This is a genomic window from Bacillus cereus group sp. BfR-BA-01310 (assembly GCF_022664325.1).
In the GTDB taxonomy this organism is placed as follows: domain Bacteria; phylum Bacillota; class Bacilli; order Bacillales; family Bacillaceae_G; genus Bacillus_A; species Bacillus_A paramycoides.
On the sequence record NZ_JAKUHD010000014.1, the window covers coordinates 78,655 to 97,422 of the forward strand.

Genomic DNA, 18,768 nt, shown 5'->3' on the forward strand with positions numbered 1-18,768 from the left:
GAATAGATTTAATATATCTTCGTTTTTATATGAAGTTATTTGTATAATAATAGGTGAGAATTATTTTCAAAAGGGAGGTGTATATTTAATGAAGTTAGTTATTCCGAAGCAGCATGGAGCATGGGCGATGCTTGTCATTCCATTTCTATTAAGTGTATTACTTGGTAAACCTACTTTTTATCATATTCCATTGTTTTTAGCTTGGTTTTTTATTTATTTAGCTACGTATCCATTTCTCATGTACATAAAGCAAAGAAGAAAAAAAGAGTTTCTGCACGCTGCAATTGTATACTTTATTTGCGCATTCGTATTTGGGATGATTTCTTTATTATATGAATGGCGAATTCTTTTATTCGTAGTATTACTGATTCCTTTGTTTATTGTAAACATGTATTACGCTCGTCAAAAAAATGAAAGAGCATTACTAAATGACATTTGCGCGATTGTTGTGTTTTGTATAGGCGGCTTAATCAGTTATTATTTCTCAATGAAATTTATTGATAGAACAGCAGTATTCATTGCGCTTATTTCATTCTTATATTTTTTAGGAAGCACGTTTTACGTGAAAACAATGATTCGTGAAAAAAATAATCCGAAGTATCGTTATATATCTTGGGGATATCATATTGTATTAACGGTAATCGTATTTGCTATAAATCCATGGTGTTCTCTCATATTCGTACCAAGTGTCATTCGAGCAATTATGTTGTATGGTAAAAAGATTTCTATATTAAAAGTAGGGATTTTGGAAATTGTTAATTCTGTATATTTTTTAATAATAACGGCAATAATGATGAAGTATGCCATTTGAAAAAAACTTCCCATCTTTTGATGGGAAGTTTTCATTCTTGTTCTAAAATATGAACGGTATAATCACATCTTTGTAATGCTTCTTCCACAGCATAAAGGGATTGTTCAATACGTGCGCGATTACTTTCTTTTTCAACAGTTTGTAATGCATCTTCTAAACAATGCTTCGCTTCTTGTAACGAATGAAATGAATCTTGTACGTATCCACGGGCGTTCTTTTGCAACGTAGTAACCTCCTTTTGTACATCTGTTTGTAGTATGAACAATAAAGAAGAAAATATAATTTATTTGACAATTACAATAAAGATACGTATAGTTAAATTCAAAGTGAATATTTTCTTATCCAGAGAGGTGGAGGGACTGGCCCGATGAAACCCAGCAACCGCGATGCAGGTGCTAATTCCAGCAGAACATATTTGTTCTGGGAGATAAGACGAAGATATATACGTAACTTCTTCTTATCGGAGAGGTTTTTTTGTTGCAAAAAAACCGATTACGAAAATACATAATAAGAAGAAAGGGGTTGCGAAGTACTGTGACACTCGAAAAATACGTAAAACTGCGTAATGCAGTTTATGAATATATGATAGAGCAAGATAAGCCAATATCATTGTTAGATATTCAAGAACATATCGTTTCGCATCATGAAGGAAAATTCACGAAAAAAATGTTACATCAATTTTATTTATCAAGGCTATTAGATGAACTGAAACTGGATGGGAAAATTACTTTAGCTTCTGATGAATATCTCTATGCTGAAAAAGGGGTATTTTATAAAGCGAGAAAAGGGAGCTAAGCTCTCTTTTTTTCTTGGAATAACGAAGTATGTAGAGTAAAAGACTGCTAAAGCAGCCTGATACAAGGGAATGGTGTTGAGTGTGTAGTGTCAAAAATTGAATGTACCTGAAAGAGGCACTTCATATCGGCTACAAATAAAAATAGACACCTTCGCCGAATAGGTGTCAGTTGTTTTGTCACGTAGACTTGCTACTTGACAGTAATTAGAATAACACGCAGGGTTTTGGAAGTCAAAAGGGAATTAAAGGAAGAGGTGCTGTTATGTATGCTTATTTATTAAAAGATATAACGAAATGGATTCCAAAGTACATTATAGATAGAGGCTATGAATATTATGAAGAAGGACATGTAGAAGATGTTGAAATACACGACAAGAAAGTATTTGCTTTCGTTACTGGAAATGCAGGGAATTATGAAGTGATTATTGATCTTGAAGATTTTACAGAAAGTAGCTGCGAGTGTCCTTATGAAAATTATTGCAAGCATATGGCAGCGGTTGTTTATGAAATTCAAGGTGCTGGTGAGAGTACAGTTAAAGAACAACTAACAGGTTTAGAAAAAGAAGAGTTACTAACAGTGTTAAATCGTTTATTACAAAGTTCGAAAAATGTGCAAATTGTAGAGAAGATGTTAAAGAAAGGGAAGATTTAACTGTAGAAGGGAGTTACTTTGTAGTGAATGTATTAATTATATACGCTCACCCTAGTCCTTCAAGTTTTAATGCATCGATTTTGGAGCATGTTCAAAAAGGACTGCAAGAAACAAATCATTCTGTTACACTACTCGATTTATATAAGGAACAATTCGATCCAGTACTTGTATTTAATGAGGAGAAGAAAAGACGTGATTTACTACATGAAGAAGAGACGAAGCGATATAGGGAATTAGTGCAGAAGGCCGATACGCTTCTATTCATATATCCGATATGGTGGTGGGGCATGCCTGCTATTTTAAAAGGATTTATCGATCGTATTTTTGTAGCTGGATTTGCTTATAAATATGAGGGGGCATTACCGAAAGGTTTATTTAAAGGAAAGAAGGCGTGGGTTATTAACACGTTAGACTCACCGTTATGGTACGTGGCACTATTATATCGATCAGCGGATTGGATTATGATGAAAAGAGGAGTTTTACGCTTTTGTGGCATTCGTAATATAAAGCGTTCTGTTTTTCAATCTGTGAAAACGAGTAAAGTAACGAAGCGTGAAAGATGGCTGTTACAAATAGAAGGAGAGGCTCGTAAATTATGAATGAAATCGATCGTATTATAAAGTGTTGTAATTATGAGGACGAACTTTTTCGTACGTATATTAAGTGTTTAGTTCAATTGAAGAAATGCAGCGAAACGTTTAAACAAATTCAGCTGCAATTAAGAAATGATTTTTTAATAAGAGGGATTTGTGAAAGAGAAGTTGATGAGGTGATAAGGGGAAGTAAAGAATATGAGAAATATTTTCTTCCTAAAGTGTTGCAGTGGAATTTCTTAAAGGACAATCCTCATATGATTGAAAAAGTGTGCGAAGATTTGTTTGCATATGAAGTGTTAAATCATACAGAGATAGTGTGGAGAAAGATAATAAATTGTATAGAAAGCGAATAATTTATCATATAAAAAAGCTAGTATAAAACTAGCTTTTCGAGTAATTAATTATTTAAATGAAAAGGAAACATAGGCTTATAATTACGCCGGCATAAAGTAAATTAACAACACAAAATCCCATAATATCACGAGCTCCTAAACCAGCTATCGCCAATGCTGGTAACGCCCAGAAAGGTTGAATTAAATTCGTCCAAGCATCGCCCCATGCGATTGCCATCGCTGTTTTTGCAGCGGGTACACCAAGCTCAGCGCCAGCTGGAATCATGATTGGCGCTTGCACTGCCCATTGACCGCCTCCAGATGGAACGAAAATATTAACAATTCCAGCACTTAAAAATGTAAAGAGCGGGAATGTGTTTTCATTTGAAATGCTAATAAAGAAAGTAGAAATAGCTCCTCCAAGTGAAAGACCTTCACTATTCACTCCAATCATCATCCCCATAATTCCTGCGTAGAACGGAAACTGAAGTAAAATACCAGAAGCGCTTTTTGTTGAGTCAGAAAAAGCACGAATATATTGAATCGGAGTACGGTGGAAAATAAGTCCCGCAATTAATAACATAAAAATAACGATATCAAGTGTAAGGTTAAAGCCTTTCGTACTAAAATAGTTAAAAATATAAATAAGACCTAATAATCCGATGCAAAGTGTAATGACAATACTATTCTCCATTTTTTCAGCGAATGTGTTTTGCTCTACTTCTTGAGCAGCAGCTTCTTCATGAAACACACTTGGATCTACTGTAATCGTATGTTTTTCATCTGGATGCATTGCTTTATTAATGAGAGGCATCGTAATTAAAAAGATAATAACTGGAACGAGAGCGTATGGTGAGAATAACGTTTCTGTTATTGGAATCGCTTCTTTAATACTTCCAGCTGTCGTTTTGATTAACGTTTCGCCACCAGTTGCTAACGTAAGAGGGATAGAAGCAGAAAGACCTGCATGCCAAATGAGAAATCCGGAGTAAGAAGAAGCGATTGCTAGTCTATAATCAAGTCCGTCTAACTGTCTTGCGACTTCCTTTGCATATAAAACAGATACAACAATGCCAAATCCCCAGTTTATATATGCTCCTAGTAAACTAATAATAGAAATGGCAATAATACCTTGGCCATTTGTTTTGGGTAGTTTCGCCGCTTTCGTTAATCCTTTTTTAATAAGAGGAGCGTTTGCTAAAGCAGATCCTGTCACGAGTACAAGAGCCATTTGCATAGAAAAGGCAAGTAAGCCCCAAATACCATTACCCCAGTGAGTAATCATTTCAACTGGTGTTTGATGTGTTGCAAACATGCCGAAGAAGATAACGAAAACCGTTAATAAACAGGATAAAATAAACGGTTCTGGTAAGAAGCGTTGCACTAAGGCGACGCAACCATTTGTAAAGGAACGAAACAAAATAAATCAACCTCCTTATGTATATTTATTACAATATTCGAGGGTGTTTGAGTAATAACCTTTAATATATAGAAAATTCAGAAGTTTTAGATGATTGTCGTAATTTATTGATAGATCAATATTCTATGTAGAAACGTTATTTCATTTTGCGTTGAAGTATTTCAAAGGAGGGTAAAGCCACATGCCCATCAAATAAAGAATTTTGTAAGAACCTCAAAATTTGTTTGTTCCGCCAAAGTGCTCGATTGCGGAAGATAATAAACATCTTTAACATAATGCAACCACCTGTTTCAAACATTTGCTACTCGTAGGTTACATCATTCTACTTTTCGATTCTTACGAACTTTTATAATCTATAGTAAAAATAAAATTAGAGGAGTTGAAATCATGGAATTCTATAAAAAGCTAAAAGAAGAACGCTTAAAGCATAACTTATCACAAGAAGAATTGGCTCTTAAATTAAACATAAGCAGACAATCAGTTTCTAAATGGGAGCTTGAAAAAGGTTATCCAAATATTGAAACACTTATTACATTAAGTGATTTATTCAATATTAGCATTGATGAATTAATTAAAGGAGATGACTTCTTGAAAGATAAAATCATCAAAGAAGGAAAAATGGGGGAATTAAAAATGACAGATCAATTCAAATGGTTATATGTACTGAGTTCAATTTTAGTAGTATTTTGGCTTTTTGTACTTCCTTGGTCCAATCCATCAGGTCTAACATTAAGCATAATTAATCTCATAGCTGTTATTTACTTTGTAATTGTCGTTAACTACATCAAAAATAACAAGAAAAAATTTTTTAATTAAACTTTAAAATTAAAGCCGACAGCAATCGGGGAGATGAATAGTATCTGATTGCTGTCGGCTTTAGTAAATTCATACTTAATCACAATTTTGGATACGCAAACCTTTGAAATGACGGCTGTACCCCATGCCCATCAAGTTAAAATCTCATATCACCCAGAGAACGAAAAGTTTGTGCATTTTACTCGTATTTATTGTTTGGGGATAACTCGTTCTTTTAGCTTGATGGCGATGCGTCAGCACCCCATGAAGAAAAGACACCCTTATATGGTGTCTTTTCCGATAGTTTTTTTAGCAGAAGCAAGCAGCTCCAACTATGATTAATAAAATAAATAATACAACTAATAAAGCAAATCCTCCAGAAAAGCCGCAGCCACAACTACCACCAAATCCCATAATAGTTCCTCCTTTAGATAAGAGGGGAAAACTAGGGTTCACTCATGTTTTTTAATGGATTCACTTTACTTTATGTTTTTACGCGTTAATTGAGCAGGTCCTTTTGAAAATAAAGAAAAGACACTCGTATATGAGTGTCTTCCCCTGACTTTTTTAATTAAACATTTTTCTTTTGTATCAGTTGTTGGTTTTATAAGTATAGACGATGAATTATTTATTACTTTTCTTTGACTTTTTCCGCTAATCTAAGTTTCACCTTATTAAAAAGAGAGGATCAATTGGTACTGCTTGTTATTTGACTATTACTTTTCCATCCATTCCTTTCAGGTAGTGGAACCGACAGATTAGTTCATATGTACCGGGAGTTTCAGGTTTTATGGTAATGTTTTTTTCTTTTCCTGACGGGACTTCGGCGTCGATTCCGAGCTTTTTCACCGTAAAGGTGTGATCTCTATCTCCTTTGTTTTTCAATAGCAGCGTTGTCGTCTTTCCAACCGGAACAGTGATGACATTCGGATTAAAGTAATCATCATTCAATTCGACCTCAATAGGCTGTGTTACAACGTCGGATTCGGCAAATAAACGGAGTGATCCTAAAGTAGTCATAACTACAATCATCGCAAGTGAAATGATCAATACAGTTAATTTCTTTTTCACAGACATTCGCAATCCCTCCTTTCCTAAGTACTAGTGTTTTCAAATTTATAAAATATTATCAATATTAATGGGGGGTTGGCGCGTTTCGAATAGTAATTCTTTCAGCATCTCCTAATAACGAAATGATAACTGAAATAGGATTGGTGTAAATAAACCACTCCAATAAGAAGAAAGCTTTCACTAGTGTGAAAGCTTCTCTAAATGATTTGCGATATCAACATACATATTTGAATAAATCGAATGTATTTCATTACTTGGCGTAGCGTTAGAAGAGAAGTGGACGATCACCATATTTGCTTTCGGGTCGATGTAAAGTGTTTGTCCGTAACTGCCTAACACTTCGAAAGCACCTTGTTCATTGTGGGGAATCCACCACTGATTATGATAAGAAATAGAAGCACCACGGTCAATTGCGAGTTCACCTTCTTGTACATTTTTCAAACTTTCTGTTATAGAAGAAGGGATGATTTGTTTGCCGTTATATTGACCGTTATTTAATAATAGTTGACCGAACTTGGCCATATCTCTAGCAGTTGCATTTAAACCAGCGCTTGCTTGTTCTACTTTTGTTTCATCTGTAACGTAATAAGCGTTTTCTTCCATACCTATTTGAGACCAAATTCGTTCGCTTACATTTTCAGCTAACGATTTACCAGTGATTGTTCGAATAATCCAAGCGAGTGTTTCTGTTGATCCGTTATTGTAAGAAAAAGCTGAACCAGGCGGTGCAGTTTCTTCTGCTTCTAGTAACATATCATAAATTTTCATAGGACCGCTGTAGTTTTTACCTCGGGGTAAAATATTACTAGCTAAATATAGTTGTGCATCTTGATTTTCTAGTCCAGGCTGTACATATCCGTGCGTAGGGTATTCTACAGAAACTTGCATATCCATTAATTGCTGAAGTGTTGCTTTGCCGAACGGTGTATTTTTTAATTCTTTTATGTAAGTGTCAGCTGTTTTCTCTACATCAATACGATTTTCTTCAGCGAGAGATTGTATGATTGCACCAGTAAACATCTTTGCTAACGATGCCATTCCATGAGGTTCGCTCCCGTTATATCCATTGAAATATCGTTCATAAACAAGTTGTCCATTATGTACAACGACAAAAGCATCTGATTTGTTTTCGTCTAAAAGCTTCTTTAGAGGGATCGTATTTCCAAATCCGCGTTCAACTGCAAAATTGTCTAAGTTTTGTAACGCAGTAGGGAAGTGAGCAATTTGGTCAGGATTGTTTTTTACTTCATTAATTAAAGTGAATTCTTTCATATGTGTATACGACCAACGTAAGTAAGGGTCATTTAACCAGTTTTCTTTCGTGACATTATCTTTAGTTGGAGTCGTTTTATTATGTTTGAAGAAAGTAAACCCAAGCCCTGTAACTACGAATAGTAATACTAATAGCAATAATAGCAGGGGAGATTTCTTTATATTCATGTATGTACCTCCTTTTGTTTCTATTATAAGTATACGCTCGTCTTGAAAGAAATACAAAATAAGGAAAGTAAACGGGGAAGTTTACTTTCCTTATTAACGTTACGCGGATATTTGTCCGTCTGTACGTTGCTTTTTGAATTTTTGTTTTCGTCCGTGTAATCCATAATAAAGAAGTAAAGTGAACGCAACGATAATAGCTGCGATAAAATACATATTATGATAACTTGATTTGGCAGCGACTATACCTAAAATGAAAGAACCAAAGCCGATACCACTATCAAAGAACGAGAAGTAAGTAGCTGTCGCAGAACCACGTCGATGGTTTGGAGCGGCAGAAATTGCAATCGTTTGGAAACTTGGAATTAATGTTCCGTAACCTAAACCGATTAACATACCTGCGCCAAGGAACCAAAATGAAGTTTGCGCTTGGCTTAAAATGAACATTCCAATTGTGAAAATAATAATAGCTGGATAAATAAGTACATTTTCACCGAAACGATCAAAGATTTTTCCTGTGAACGGACGAGAAATTACAACAACAAGTGCGTATAAAATAAAGAAGTAACTAGCAACTTCTCCTAAACCGAGCTCTTTCGCATAAATAGGAATAAAGGATAAAATACCACTATAAGAAAAGGCTAAAACAAATCCTGTCAGAGCAATCGGAATAGAGGATGGTTCAATTAAGTCTTTCCATTTCATTTTTTCGCGTTTGTGTTTACTTACTGGTTTTTCATGTGGAATATTTACTACTAATCCTAATAAAAATGCGAGTAATGAAAATACCGAACAAACAATAAATAGTGCAGTAAATGAAAAATGAGAAATAATTGTTAAACCTAAAAAAGGACCAATTACCATCGGCAGACTCATGAATACGCCGTAATAAGCAAGTGCTTCACCGCGTCTATGAGCGGGTGCAACATCAGTTACAATGGTTCCAGTTGCTGTCGTTGCCATTCCGAAGCCAATACCATGTAAGAAGCGAAGGGCAAGTAATAAAAATAAACTTTGCGCTCCGAAATACATAACAGTAGCGGCTAAAAATAATGAAAGAGAAATAAATAGTATTTTCTTTCGTCCTAAATCATCAAGCCATTTTCCTGTGAATGGTCTGCATAAAACAGATGAAATAAGGAAAACAGTTGCGACTAAGCCAATTTCCTCAGGTTTTCCTTTTAGGCCGTCTATAACATAGACAGGCAGAGTAGTCATAAGCATGTAAAACGTTAAAAAGAGAAACAGACTACTAAAACAAGTTCCGAGGAAATCCTTCGTCCAAAGTCTCTCACTTTGCATCGTCATCCCTCCATATTAATGATCTAAATTTTTGATAATTTGTTGTAACAATTGAAATGCTTGATGTAAGTCTTCTTCTTTAATACCTTCTAGCGTTTTTTCTTCAAAGGCATCAACTTCTTCTTGCCATACTGGGATCATTTCTATTGCTGTTTCCGATAAGGAAATGAGCTTCTCACGGCGATCTTTTCCTTCTGTACGAATAATCCAGCCCATCGTTTCCATACGTGTTAACGTGCGAGTCATCGTTGGGGATTCAACATTTAAATACTGGCATAATTCTGTTTGGGTACAAGATCCAGTTTGATTAATGCGGAAAATAACAGCCCATTGTGCACTAAATAATCCAGTTGGAGATACACGTTCATTAAATTTCTTCGTAAATTTACGAGAAGTTTGACTGACAATGTGAAAAAAATGTTGTTTTTCGTCCATGTAGTTTGATCCTTTCAAATTAGTTACCTAGCTAACTATATACTTTTTTATAATAATTGTCTAGTAATAGACATGTTGTTTTATGTAAAAATTTCGTATAGATTTTATATTGAGAACATACATTCTACATGGTATCCTTGAAATAAGTAAATAATTTTCTTTCTATTAAAAGAATGGGGGGACTTGTGATGATTAAGCCTGCAACGATGGAGTTTGTTTCATTATCGAATGGAGAAACGATTGCATATCAAGAGGTTGGAAGGCAAAATAAAGAAATACTTGTACTCATTCATGGGAATATGACATCGTCACAACATTGGGATTTAGTTATTGAGCAACTGCAAGATCAATATCATATTTACGCAATTGATTTAAGAGGATTTGGACAATCAACGTATAATAAGTCGATAGATTCATTACAAGAATTTGCAGAAGATGTGAAACTATTTACAGATCAATTAAAGCTAGAGAAATTTTCATTAATGGGATGGTCAATGGGCGGCGGTGTTGCGATGGAGTTTACAGCGAGTCACCCAACTTTTGTAGAGAAACTAATTTTAGTAGAATCGGTAGGAATGAAAGGATATCCAATCTTTAAAAAAGATATTAATGGGCAACCAATTGTATCGAGTTTATTAAAAACGAAAGAAGAAATCGCGCAAGATCCAGTGCAAATCATACCAGTTGTAGATGCGATAAAAAATATGAATAAAGTATATTACCGTACAGTATGGAATCTATTAATATATACACATAATCAACCTGAATCAGAGCGTTATGAAAAGTATTTAGATGATATGTTAACGCAGCGCAATTTCGTTGATGTAAATTATTCGTTAGTTACATTTAATATTTCAGATGAACATAATGGTGTTGTACAAGGAAATGGGCATATTCATCGTATTCAAGCTCCAACACTCGTTATACAAGGTGACCGCGATTATGTTGTCCCGCAAGTAGTTGGCGAGGAATTGGCAAAACATTTGCCAAACGCGAAATTGACGATATTAGAAGATTGCGGACATTCACCGTTTATTGATTGTTTAGATGTATTTATACAACATGTGGAGAATTGGTTGGAAAATTAAAAAATAGGTATGGCAAAGAAGTTAGATAAAACATATCTAACTTCTTTCTTATTATATAATAAAACGTTTATAATGAGTATGGTGAATTGGAAAAGGGAGAGGTTAGGGATGTCAATACGATTTACATTTTGGATTATGGTTGGGATTGTAGCAATTTCCGGTTTATCACAAGGAATGTTACTACCTGCGATTGCCATGATATTCGAACAAGAAGGAGTCGGATCGAGCGTTAATGGTATTCATGCGACGGCATTATACATTGGGATATTATTTATTTCACCGTTTCTTGAAAAACCGATGCAAAGGTTTGGAATGAAACCAATTATTGTAATTGGTGGTTTTCTCGTTATTATTTCATTATTCTTTTTTACACAAACATTTTCATTTTGGGTATGGTTTATTCTTAGATTCCTAGTTGGCGTTGGAGATCATATGCTTCATGTCGGAACACAAACTTGGATTACGACAACGTCAGATCCGAGTAAAATAGGTAGACAAGTATCGATATACGGTGTATTTTTCGGAATTGGTTTTGCAGTTGGCCCGTATTTAGCAAGCACTGTTCAGTACGGTCTAGCAACACCATTTATTGTATCTACTATACTTTGCTTAATAGGATGGCTTTTACTACTACCAACGAAAAATGCATTTCCAGCACAAGATGAAACGAAAGCTGAAAGTGAATCATCATTTTCTCGTTATAAACAAGTCGTTGGATTAGCTTGGATTGCATTAATCGGTCCGCTCGCATACGGTGTGCTTGAAGCGATGCTAAATAGTAACTTACCAGTATACGCACTTCGTAAAGGGTGGTCTGTATCAGATGTTTCCTTCTTATTACCAGCATTCGCAGTTGGGGGCATTATTACACAAATTCCGCTCGGCATGTTAAGTGATAAATACGGAAGAGACCGTATTTTAACGTGGACATTTAGCATAAGCACCGGCATTTTCTTACTCGCAGCAGTATTTGATCAATATTATTGGATTGTCTTTGCATGTATGCTTATAGCAGGTATGGTCATTGGATCATGTTTCTCATTAGGTCTTGGATTTATGACAGATTTATTACCGAGACACTTACTACCAGCAGGTAATATATTATGCGGAATCGCCTTTAGTATAGGAAGTATTATGGGGCCTGTATTAGGAGGCGTATTTATAGAAAAAATACAGTATACAAGCTTTTTTATTGCGGTTATGATTATAATGGGAATTCTCGCACTGTTATATATTATTCACATGAAAAATCAATTCGCATCAAGAAAAATAGAAAGTAGGTTAGGGCATGACAAAACAACCTAATAAGAAAAAATTTGAAGTACTAGAAAACGAAACAATTACAGATTGCTTAGCACGTATGGAACAAGAAGGATATGCACCTTCTCGTCGTATGGAAGAGCCAATCTTTCATGAAGTGAAGAAAGACGGGAAAACAGAAGTTGAACCGTGCGGTAGAAAAATTGTTTTTGAGGGGAAATTGAAGTAATCAAAATAGCAGCTACTCTTTTTTGATACAGAATAAGCCATCCAACTCGCTCGTGTTGGATGGCTTGTTTTTTTACAATTGATCAGTGAAGGAAAAGATATTTTCTAGGAAGAACGAAAAGACATTGGTTGTTCTAGCCTCGTTAATAAAGGGGGTACGGAGAGGACCTTACTAAACAAAAATCTAAAAGTAATCCGGAGAATGCTAAACTTATAGAATTTTGGAGTTGGGACATGAATTATAGAGCCCTAACTATAATAGTTTGCTATTTAAACTTTGCAGTTGTAAAGTCCACCGTTTGTTTCTTAATCTTTATTGCATCGATTTTGTTGTTTGAAAGAAAAATTCAATATCGTAACGCCACTTCCTTTTTCATTTCTCCTAATTGGCTTCTTTATATGAATCGCAGAAAATATTGCTACTTTTTTCGGAAATTGGTAAAATAAGTTCTTGGGTCTTACTTGTTGTTATCAGTATAATGATTGTCGCTCAACTTAAAGAAATTAGTTACAAAGATTCCACAATATATAAAGGGGGTACGGCAACGATTCCCTCTTTTTGGAGCCACTCACAAACGTAAAGCAAGAGAGGAGGCTATATGAACTATTCTCCTCTCTTGTTTAGATTAACCAGCTACTACAATTGGAACAGATATATCAAATTCAATATCTGGAGGATGCTGATTAGAATCTAGTCGACATCCTGGTGGATAATGTTTTTCTAGCAATCTAACAATCTATCAATTCTGATGGAATCGATAGATTGTTAGAAAGTGGAAAATGATTATCCGCATATTCTGAAGCAGATGTAACAGAGTGTCCTTCCATAATTAAGTGTAAAACCAAAATACGCTGTTTTAAAAAGTTATTTGTTAGAACTGGTTATAAGTAATAAAACAGAAAAGAGGATCACATGTTAGATAATTTACAGAGAAGTGAAAAATTTTTTTTATTATGTCTTATTTTTTTAGTGCTTTTAACCGCTTGCGGTAATACAGATGTTAAGCCATCTAAAGCCTCAATAGCACCGGCTCAATCAAATACAGATAAATTATTAAAAGCGCCAAATTGGGTAGATAAAAGTCCTATTCAACAGTCTCCTAATTTTATTGAAGATAAAAAAGTAAAATCGGTTGTGAATTTAATAGCAACGGGTGATAATTTATATCATGACGCAGTAATTACAGATGGCAAACAAAAAGACGGTTCATATGATTATCACTATATTTATGAAAATATAAAAGGTGCTGTTCAATCAAGTGATCTTGCTATAGTGAACCAGGAGACTCCAATTGCAGGAAATAATCTAAAAGTACAGGGATATCCTACTTTCAATACACCTGAAGAAGTAGGTCAATCTTTAGTGGATACTGGATTCAATATAGTGACTCAAGCGACAAATCATGTTATAGATATGGGTATCAAAGGTGTTATGAATACAAGAGAATACTGGAAGAAATATCCGGATGTTATCCCGGTGGGCATTAATGAGAGTCAAAACGAACGTAATGAAATAAAAACGATTACAAAAAATGGTATTCGTTTTGCGCTACTTAATTATACATATGGTACGAATGGAATTAAAATTCCAGCTGATAAGTCTTGGGCATTAAATTTAATTGATAAAAAAGCGATACAAAATGATGTGGAAAAGGCAAAGAATAGCTCTGATATGGTGATTGTTATGGTGCATTGGGGAGTTGAATATACCTCTACACCTTCAAAGCAACAAAAAGAAGTTGCTCAATATTTAACAGATTTAGGTGTAGATGTAGTAATTGGAAATCATCCACATGTAATTCAACCAATTGAGTGGAAACAAAATAAAGATGGACATCAAACGCTAATCTATTATTCTCTTGGAAATCTTATTTCTGCTCAAGAAAAATTAGAAACATTGGTTGGAGGACTATCTTATATACAATTCGTCAAGTATGAAGATAAAACTTTTGGTATACGACAAGCGGCAGTCGTACCGATAGTAACCGACTATGCTGATGGTAAGAAACATTTTAAAATTCAATTTTTAAAAGATTATTCGGATGAAAATTCTAAAAATCATGGGATTAAAGAATTTGTCGGCCCTGTTTCTTTGAAGAATTTCAAGGATATTCCTAGAGAAGTGTTGGGAAATTGGTATAAAGACTAATAAACAAAAAGGAATGAGATACAATTAAAAAATTTATAATTTTAGCATTGGTATTGGCATTGGGATGGAGCCTTGCTGCTTGTAGTGGAAAACAAACATCTCAGGAAACTACTAATCATAACGATAAAAATAAAGTTGAGATAAATGCGAATAAAAAAGATGTTTTACCTATTTCTGATCTTAATGATTGGAGAATTATTCTTGTAAATAGAGAACAAATGTTATCAAAGGAACTAGGGATTGAATTAACAAGTATCACCCAAAATGCTAAGCCAAATATGAAAATAGATAGCAGAATTGCAACTAGCTATCAGGATATGGTAACAGCTGCAAAAAAAGAGGGGATCAATCTTTATTTAAGGTCAGGTTATCGAGCTATAAAATTACAACAAACTTATTATGATGCGTCAGTTAAAAGCTATAAATCTCAAGGTTTGTCGGATACAGAGGCTAGTGCTAAGGCATTGGAATATCTTCAGTATCCTGGCGCAAGTGAACATCATACTGGATTAGCGTTAGACATTATTTCAGTTGAATGGCAGAATACTGTAGAAGACTTAAATGCAAAATTTGAAACTACCGATGCATTCAAATGGTTAGATAAGCATGCTGCAGAGTATGGGTTTATTCTCCGCTATCCAAAAGATAAAGAGGATATTACTGGCATTAAGTATGAGCCATGGCACTATCGTTATGTAGGAAAAGAAGTTGCTATGTATCTAAAAGAAAAGGGATTAACTTTAGAAGAATATTGCGAAAAAATTAAGTCCGACAAATAAAAATACAATTTGATTTTATTAAAAAGCCAGTGGACATTATTCCCTTCCTCAAAGGAAATAAATTATGCACTGCTACCGGAAAAGGCGGATTAGGAGGATGTGTTAATCTTCCTCCTAGTATTGCAAAAACTGTGTATAATAATTTAAGCACGTATGAACCGGTTATCGTGTACTAGTAAATAGCAACCTCGTGTGAAGCGATGTATGTATCAAGAACTTAAATTTATAAAAGAAGCAGTGAAAAGGGATCTGATATGAATATCAGATCCTTTTTCATTAGTAACATAGTATACTTGCTTACTGTATCTGCTTAACTAGACTTTAGAAACTGCTTGCTTTCCAGATGCTACAATATTAACCTCGTCATTTTTTTTGTTTTGTGTGTTCGCTTTTCTTAGCTTGATAGACATGTGGAGGTAGCCCAAATACTGCGATTGGTAGTGTTTTTTTATTTGGTTACATGTTTTATGCAACTAATAAATAAGATAATGGTCACTACTACTTTCATTTCTGCTATAAAGAATTCTACAATAGATAGTAGAACGTATATTTGGTATAATCGAAACATACTACTTGAAACGATGTGCATAGTTTATGGAATTCATGTAATGAGATAAGGAATTCATGACAATAACTAAATTAAAAAGTTCCAGTACATATAGAATTCAGTTCATGTTATACAAATCCATTGTTAGGAAGGAAAAGATGTAATGAATCAAATTTCATTTGAAGATTTATTTGAAGAAGAAAAAGAAAAGGTGGAGGTAGCTGAGATACCAGTACCTTTATCACCACTGCAAAAAGATATATTGGGAGTATTTAATTCTGAAGAAATAAGTGCATTAGAGCTATGCGAAGAATTAATACGATCTGGTAAAATATCAGATGAAAGATTTACAACGAATAAGCCGAAAGCATATGGACAAGTATGCTTAATATTAGAAGGTTTTGTGACAGAAGGAAAGCTTACTTTTATCAAAAATGATGAGAAAAGAGATAGGGTATATAAATTGAAAGAAGAAGTATAAGATGTACTAAGGGAAATGAATGATTGGTTATCTTTAACTTTCAGTACCGCCAGTTCAGTAATTTCCACAAAAAGGTGTCAATCTTTCCTAGATTGACACCTTTATACTTTTAACATCTTACATATTTACGTTTGAAACCAAGTCTTCCTCTATCAAGTTCTTTCTGAATACTTTCGTGAGCATTTAGCAAACTGCTTTTTTTGTTGTCACGTTTTACTTCTACTATACCAACTTCTTTTGCTGTCTCGACTGCCTTTTCGTGTAGTGGCACATATGAAATTGCCACAGTGTTTAGAAAATTATTCATAGCGGATTTTGTTCGTTCTGGCGAATCATGAATTGTATTTTTCACAATTTCAAGCATAGCGGAAATTTTGCTTTCGGAAAATTCATTGTCTTTGCGATTCCCTAAAAGCCAGCAGTAACAGCTCCAGCCTGCTGACATTCTCAGTTCGTCCCCACTTGCAATCCATTTATCGGCAACGTCTTGTGCAATATCTGATTCTGATAAAGTTACTGCTACTACATAATCAGAAAGCATATAAAAATAAGCCTCATCTATCCAACGATTAAAATCCGACTCATTCATAGCTTTTGGATCTGCAATAATACCTGCAAAGTACATAGCATCGTAGTTGCCTGTGGAATAAAGTTCTTCAGCTAACTCTTGATTTAATTTTATTTTCTTAGCGATCGGTTTCATAGCCCCTGTAGCTACGCCAAAAACCGGTTCGTGCGCACCATTAGATATGTATATTTTTTTCGTTCGCTCTTTACCGAGGGATTCAAGTTCTTGCATAACTGTTTTAAAATCCATAGCTGTGCACTTCCTTCCTTAATATAAAGACCATTTTAATTGTAATTATCAAGTTTGTATTTTTTAAGTCTTTCATACTTCTCAATGTTAATACTAATTGTATTCTAGAGGTATGTCTACTTTCAATAATCCCCCAACATTCGGCCTGATGTTTGAATAAAATGAATTGCATTTTATTGTAAATGAAGCCAGAGCTAATTGGGAGAATGGTATAATATAGAAAAAAGTGAATGGTAAAAATCATGAGTTTTAAATTAGTCGATAACATATAAAGTTAGTTCTACAAGATAAGAATTAAAGGAGAAGTAGAATGGATAAGACTCAAATTGCGAAAATAATGAGAGATTCCATAAAGAGTGGTCAATTGGACATGTTAAGAGCTCTACTTGGGAAAGAGCCGGAGATGTTATCGTATGTGACGCCATTTGGTACGTGGTTACATGTAGCGACAGCTCATGGACATTTAGAAATAATAGAGTACTTAATCAATTCAGGGATAGATATTCATGCAAAGGGTGGGACTTTTTCTACAAATGCCCTTGAAAGAGCGGCTACAAAAGGATATTTACATATTGCAGAGTATCTCATTAAACATCATGTTGAAATGGATACTAGTGAGCCGGATCGAAATCCTCTGTTTGCTGCAATATATAGTGGTCATTTTGAAATCGTTAAATTACTAGTTATGAATGGTATAGATATAACGATAAAATACTCCGGTAATAATATGAAAGATATGGATGCTTATACATTCGCTGTTGAAAGAGGAGAAATGAAAATTGCTGAGTATTTAAAGCGTAGGTTGAATGAGAGAGTATAATATTTTAATAAAGGAGGATGCTATTAATGGAAGTACATGGAATGGTTTCAATATGGTTAGGTAATATGAAAACGCAAGATCAGTTAGATGCATATATGGATGTTACGTATGATGAAGAGGGAGACTCTATACCAGCAAAGTTTTTTGTTGATTTTAATATTGATATGATAGATGTAGATGATGATTTTATCGAGAAGGAAGTGTTAGAAGAAACGAGTGATGATATTTCTGTGTTATTAGCGGGATGTTCATATGATGATGAAATACTTTCTAGAATTAAGGAAGGAGTTAAATTAGGGAAACCCTATAATTCTATTGTTTTAATTTATAATTTTCAGTATGACAATTCGGTTAGTGATTTTGAAGACTTTGATTTTTTAACTGCTACAAGCTATCTATAATTGTGAGAAAATCACAGTAAGGTAAGGAAGAATAAAAAAATTATATGTATAGTTTTTCCAATGAATATTTGGTATGATGGTGAATGGGAAAAATATACAGATGGTTAATGGTTAATAGAAGGGGGGATCGTATTGAAAAGAACGCCTGAATTCGTACTAGGTTTAATGGGTGGCATTTTGGGAATGATTATTTCCATAATATTAATAGTTGTAGCCATTAATATTATGGAAGGTTTTGATTACAAACTTTTAGCTTATTACTCTACTATTTTGGCGGTTCAAATAGGGTTATTCGTTTTAGCGTGTTTAGTAAACAAGGTTAATAATAAAGTTTATGGAGTTTGTATGATTGTGGTTCCTATAGTTACGTTATTTATGTCATTATTCTTTTTGCTTATTCCAACAATATTACAAATTATGTCTGGTTCATTTGCATTTAGAACATTAAAGTTAGAATCTAATTGATGAATATAAGTTAAGTGTAATTTTTAGTGTCCGTATATTCAGAAAAATAGGTATGTTCGTGTGTAGTTCCAATTAACATAAGGTAC

Annotated in this window: 23 protein-coding genes and 1 riboswitch; of the genes, 15 read left to right on the top strand and 8 right to left on the bottom strand. The window is 34.2% G+C overall.

Features of this window, described 5'->3' with window-relative positions; genetic code table 11:
- Positions 1 to 88: 88 nt before the first annotated feature.
- The gene (locus tag MR109_RS21940) at positions 89 to 811 is read left to right on the top strand and encodes a YwiC-like family protein (RefSeq protein WP_002172661.1); all 723 of its coding nucleotides are present in this window, start codon (positions 89 to 91) and stop codon (positions 809 to 811) included.
- A 31-nt stretch (positions 812 to 842) separates the two neighbouring features.
- Here the strand turns inward: MR109_RS21940 and MR109_RS21945 are convergent, their stop codons facing one another.
- Complete coding sequence (locus MR109_RS21945; RefSeq protein WP_002172660.1) at positions 843 to 1,034, bottom strand: hypothetical protein; 192 nt, start codon at positions 1,032 to 1,034, stop codon at positions 843 to 845.
- A 112-nt stretch (positions 1,035 to 1,146) separates the two neighbouring features.
- A riboswitch (SAM riboswitch) is annotated at positions 1,147 to 1,245 on the top strand.
- Between the two features lie 40 nt (positions 1,246 to 1,285).
- On the opposite strand from MR109_RS21945, the gene MR109_RS21950 reads away from it, so the two are divergent.
- The 4 genes from MR109_RS21950 (at position 1,286) to MR109_RS21965 (ending at position 3,208) form a co-directional block, all read left to right on the top strand.
- Complete coding sequence (locus MR109_RS21950; RefSeq protein ID WP_002172659.1) at positions 1,286 to 1,606, top strand: hypothetical protein; 321 nt, start codon at positions 1,286 to 1,288, stop codon at positions 1,604 to 1,606.
- Positions 1,607 to 1,869: 263 nt separating this feature from the next.
- On the top strand, positions 1,870 to 2,259 hold the full coding sequence (locus MR109_RS21955; RefSeq protein WP_071719025.1) for an SWIM zinc finger family protein: 390 nt from the start codon (positions 1,870 to 1,872) through the stop codon (positions 2,257 to 2,259).
- Positions 2,260 to 2,282: 23 nt separating this feature from the next.
- The gene (locus MR109_RS21960; protein WP_242273865.1) at positions 2,283 to 2,858 is read left to right on the top strand and encodes an NAD(P)H-dependent oxidoreductase; all 576 of its coding nucleotides are present in this window, start codon (positions 2,283 to 2,285) and stop codon (positions 2,856 to 2,858) included.
- Positions 2,855 to 3,208, top strand: coding sequence for a group-specific protein (locus MR109_RS21965; protein WP_242273866.1), 354 nt, complete (start codon positions 2,855 to 2,857; stop codon positions 3,206 to 3,208). The genes MR109_RS21960 and MR109_RS21965 overlap by 4 nt, the downstream gene beginning before the upstream one ends.
- 52 nt (positions 3,209 to 3,260) lie before the next feature.
- Here the strand turns inward: MR109_RS21965 and MR109_RS21970 are convergent, their stop codons facing one another.
- Positions 3,261 to 4,607 carry a short-chain fatty acid transporter gene (locus tag MR109_RS21970; RefSeq protein ID WP_048373104.1) on the bottom strand — a complete coding sequence of 449 codons (1,347 nt, stop codon included), beginning with the start codon at positions 4,605 to 4,607 and terminating at the stop codon, positions 3,261 to 3,263.
- Positions 4,608 to 4,994: 387 nt separating this feature from the next.
- On the opposite strand from MR109_RS21970, the gene MR109_RS21975 reads away from it, so the two are divergent.
- Positions 4,995 to 5,423 (top strand): helix-turn-helix domain-containing protein, encoded by a 429-nt coding sequence (locus tag MR109_RS21975; RefSeq protein ID WP_242273867.1) that lies wholly within the window; start codon positions 4,995 to 4,997, stop codon positions 5,421 to 5,423.
- 288 nt (positions 5,424 to 5,711) lie between these two features.
- On the opposite strand, the gene MR109_RS21980 is transcribed toward MR109_RS21975, so the two are convergent.
- The 5 genes from MR109_RS21980 to MR109_RS22000 form a co-directional block, all read right to left on the bottom strand.
- On the bottom strand, positions 5,712 to 5,816 hold the full coding sequence (locus MR109_RS21980; protein ID WP_081806744.1) for a YjcZ family sporulation protein: 105 nt from the start codon (positions 5,814 to 5,816) through the stop codon (positions 5,712 to 5,714).
- A 291-nt stretch (positions 5,817 to 6,107) separates the two neighbouring features.
- Entirely contained in the window at positions 6,108 to 6,479 is a 372-nt protein-coding gene (locus tag MR109_RS21985) for a cupredoxin domain-containing protein (RefSeq protein WP_242273895.1), read from the bottom strand.
- Between the two features lie 174 nt (positions 6,480 to 6,653).
- Positions 6,654 to 7,913 (bottom strand): serine hydrolase domain-containing protein, encoded by a 1,260-nt coding sequence (locus MR109_RS21990; RefSeq protein ID WP_098307815.1) that lies wholly within the window; start codon positions 7,911 to 7,913, stop codon positions 6,654 to 6,656.
- Between the two features lie 99 nt (positions 7,914 to 8,012).
- Positions 8,013 to 9,212, bottom strand: coding sequence for an MFS transporter (locus MR109_RS21995; RefSeq protein ID WP_048373097.1), 1,200 nt, complete (start codon positions 9,210 to 9,212; stop codon positions 8,013 to 8,015).
- 15 nt (positions 9,213 to 9,227) lie between these two features.
- On the bottom strand, positions 9,228 to 9,647 hold the full coding sequence (locus MR109_RS22000; protein WP_002172648.1) for a MarR family winged helix-turn-helix transcriptional regulator: 420 nt from the start codon (positions 9,645 to 9,647) through the stop codon (positions 9,228 to 9,230).
- A 188-nt stretch (positions 9,648 to 9,835) separates the two neighbouring features.
- On the opposite strand from MR109_RS22000, the gene phaZ reads away from it, so the two are divergent.
- From phaZ to MR109_RS22040, 6 genes are all read left to right on the top strand, one after another.
- Entirely contained in the window at positions 9,836 to 10,735 is a 900-nt protein-coding gene (gene phaZ, locus MR109_RS22005) for an intracellular short-chain-length polyhydroxyalkanoate depolymerase (RefSeq protein WP_242273869.1), read from the top strand.
- Between the two features lie 108 nt (positions 10,736 to 10,843).
- A complete protein-coding gene (locus MR109_RS22010) occupies positions 10,844 to 12,040 on the top strand; it encodes an MFS transporter (protein ID WP_025148639.1) in 1,197 nt (398 codons plus the stop codon).
- The gene (locus MR109_RS22015) at positions 12,024 to 12,224 is read left to right on the top strand and encodes an NETI motif-containing protein (RefSeq protein WP_000166302.1); all 201 of its coding nucleotides are present in this window, start codon (positions 12,024 to 12,026) and stop codon (positions 12,222 to 12,224) included. The genes MR109_RS22010 and MR109_RS22015 overlap by 17 nt, the downstream gene beginning before the upstream one ends.
- Positions 12,225 to 13,136: 912 nt before the next feature.
- Positions 13,137 to 14,372 carry a CapA family protein gene (locus MR109_RS22025; RefSeq protein WP_242273871.1) on the top strand — a complete coding sequence of 412 codons (1,236 nt, stop codon included), beginning with the start codon at positions 13,137 to 13,139 and terminating at the stop codon, positions 14,370 to 14,372.
- Between the two features lie 47 nt (positions 14,373 to 14,419).
- A complete protein-coding gene (locus MR109_RS22030; RefSeq protein WP_083594742.1) occupies positions 14,420 to 15,151 on the top strand; it encodes a M15 family metallopeptidase in 732 nt (243 codons plus the stop codon).
- A 710-nt stretch (positions 15,152 to 15,861) separates the two neighbouring features.
- Positions 15,862 to 16,179, top strand: a complete 318-nt coding sequence (locus MR109_RS22040; RefSeq protein ID WP_242273873.1) for a DUF3895 domain-containing protein — start codon at positions 15,862 to 15,864, stop codon at positions 16,177 to 16,179.
- Positions 16,180 to 16,288: 109 nt separating this feature from the next.
- Here MR109_RS22040 and MR109_RS22045 read toward each other — a convergent pair whose 3' ends face one another.
- A complete protein-coding gene (locus MR109_RS22045; protein WP_071719013.1) occupies positions 16,289 to 16,996 on the bottom strand; it encodes a DNA alkylation repair protein in 708 nt (235 codons plus the stop codon).
- Between the two features lie 310 nt (positions 16,997 to 17,306).
- Here MR109_RS22045 and MR109_RS22050 point away from each other — a divergent pair, with 310 nt between their 5' ends.
- From MR109_RS22050 to MR109_RS22060, 3 genes are all read left to right on the top strand, one after another.
- A complete protein-coding gene (locus MR109_RS22050) occupies positions 17,307 to 17,816 on the top strand; it encodes an ankyrin repeat domain-containing protein (RefSeq protein WP_071719012.1) in 510 nt (169 codons plus the stop codon).
- Between the two features lie 26 nt (positions 17,817 to 17,842).
- Positions 17,843 to 18,217, top strand: a complete 375-nt coding sequence (locus MR109_RS22055) for an immunity 22 family protein (RefSeq protein WP_071719011.1) — start codon at positions 17,843 to 17,845, stop codon at positions 18,215 to 18,217.
- Positions 18,218 to 18,349: 132 nt separating this feature from the next.
- A complete protein-coding gene (locus MR109_RS22060; RefSeq protein ID WP_242273875.1) occupies positions 18,350 to 18,682 on the top strand; it encodes a DUF4064 domain-containing protein in 333 nt (110 codons plus the stop codon).
- Positions 18,683 to 18,768 lie beyond the last annotated feature (86 nt).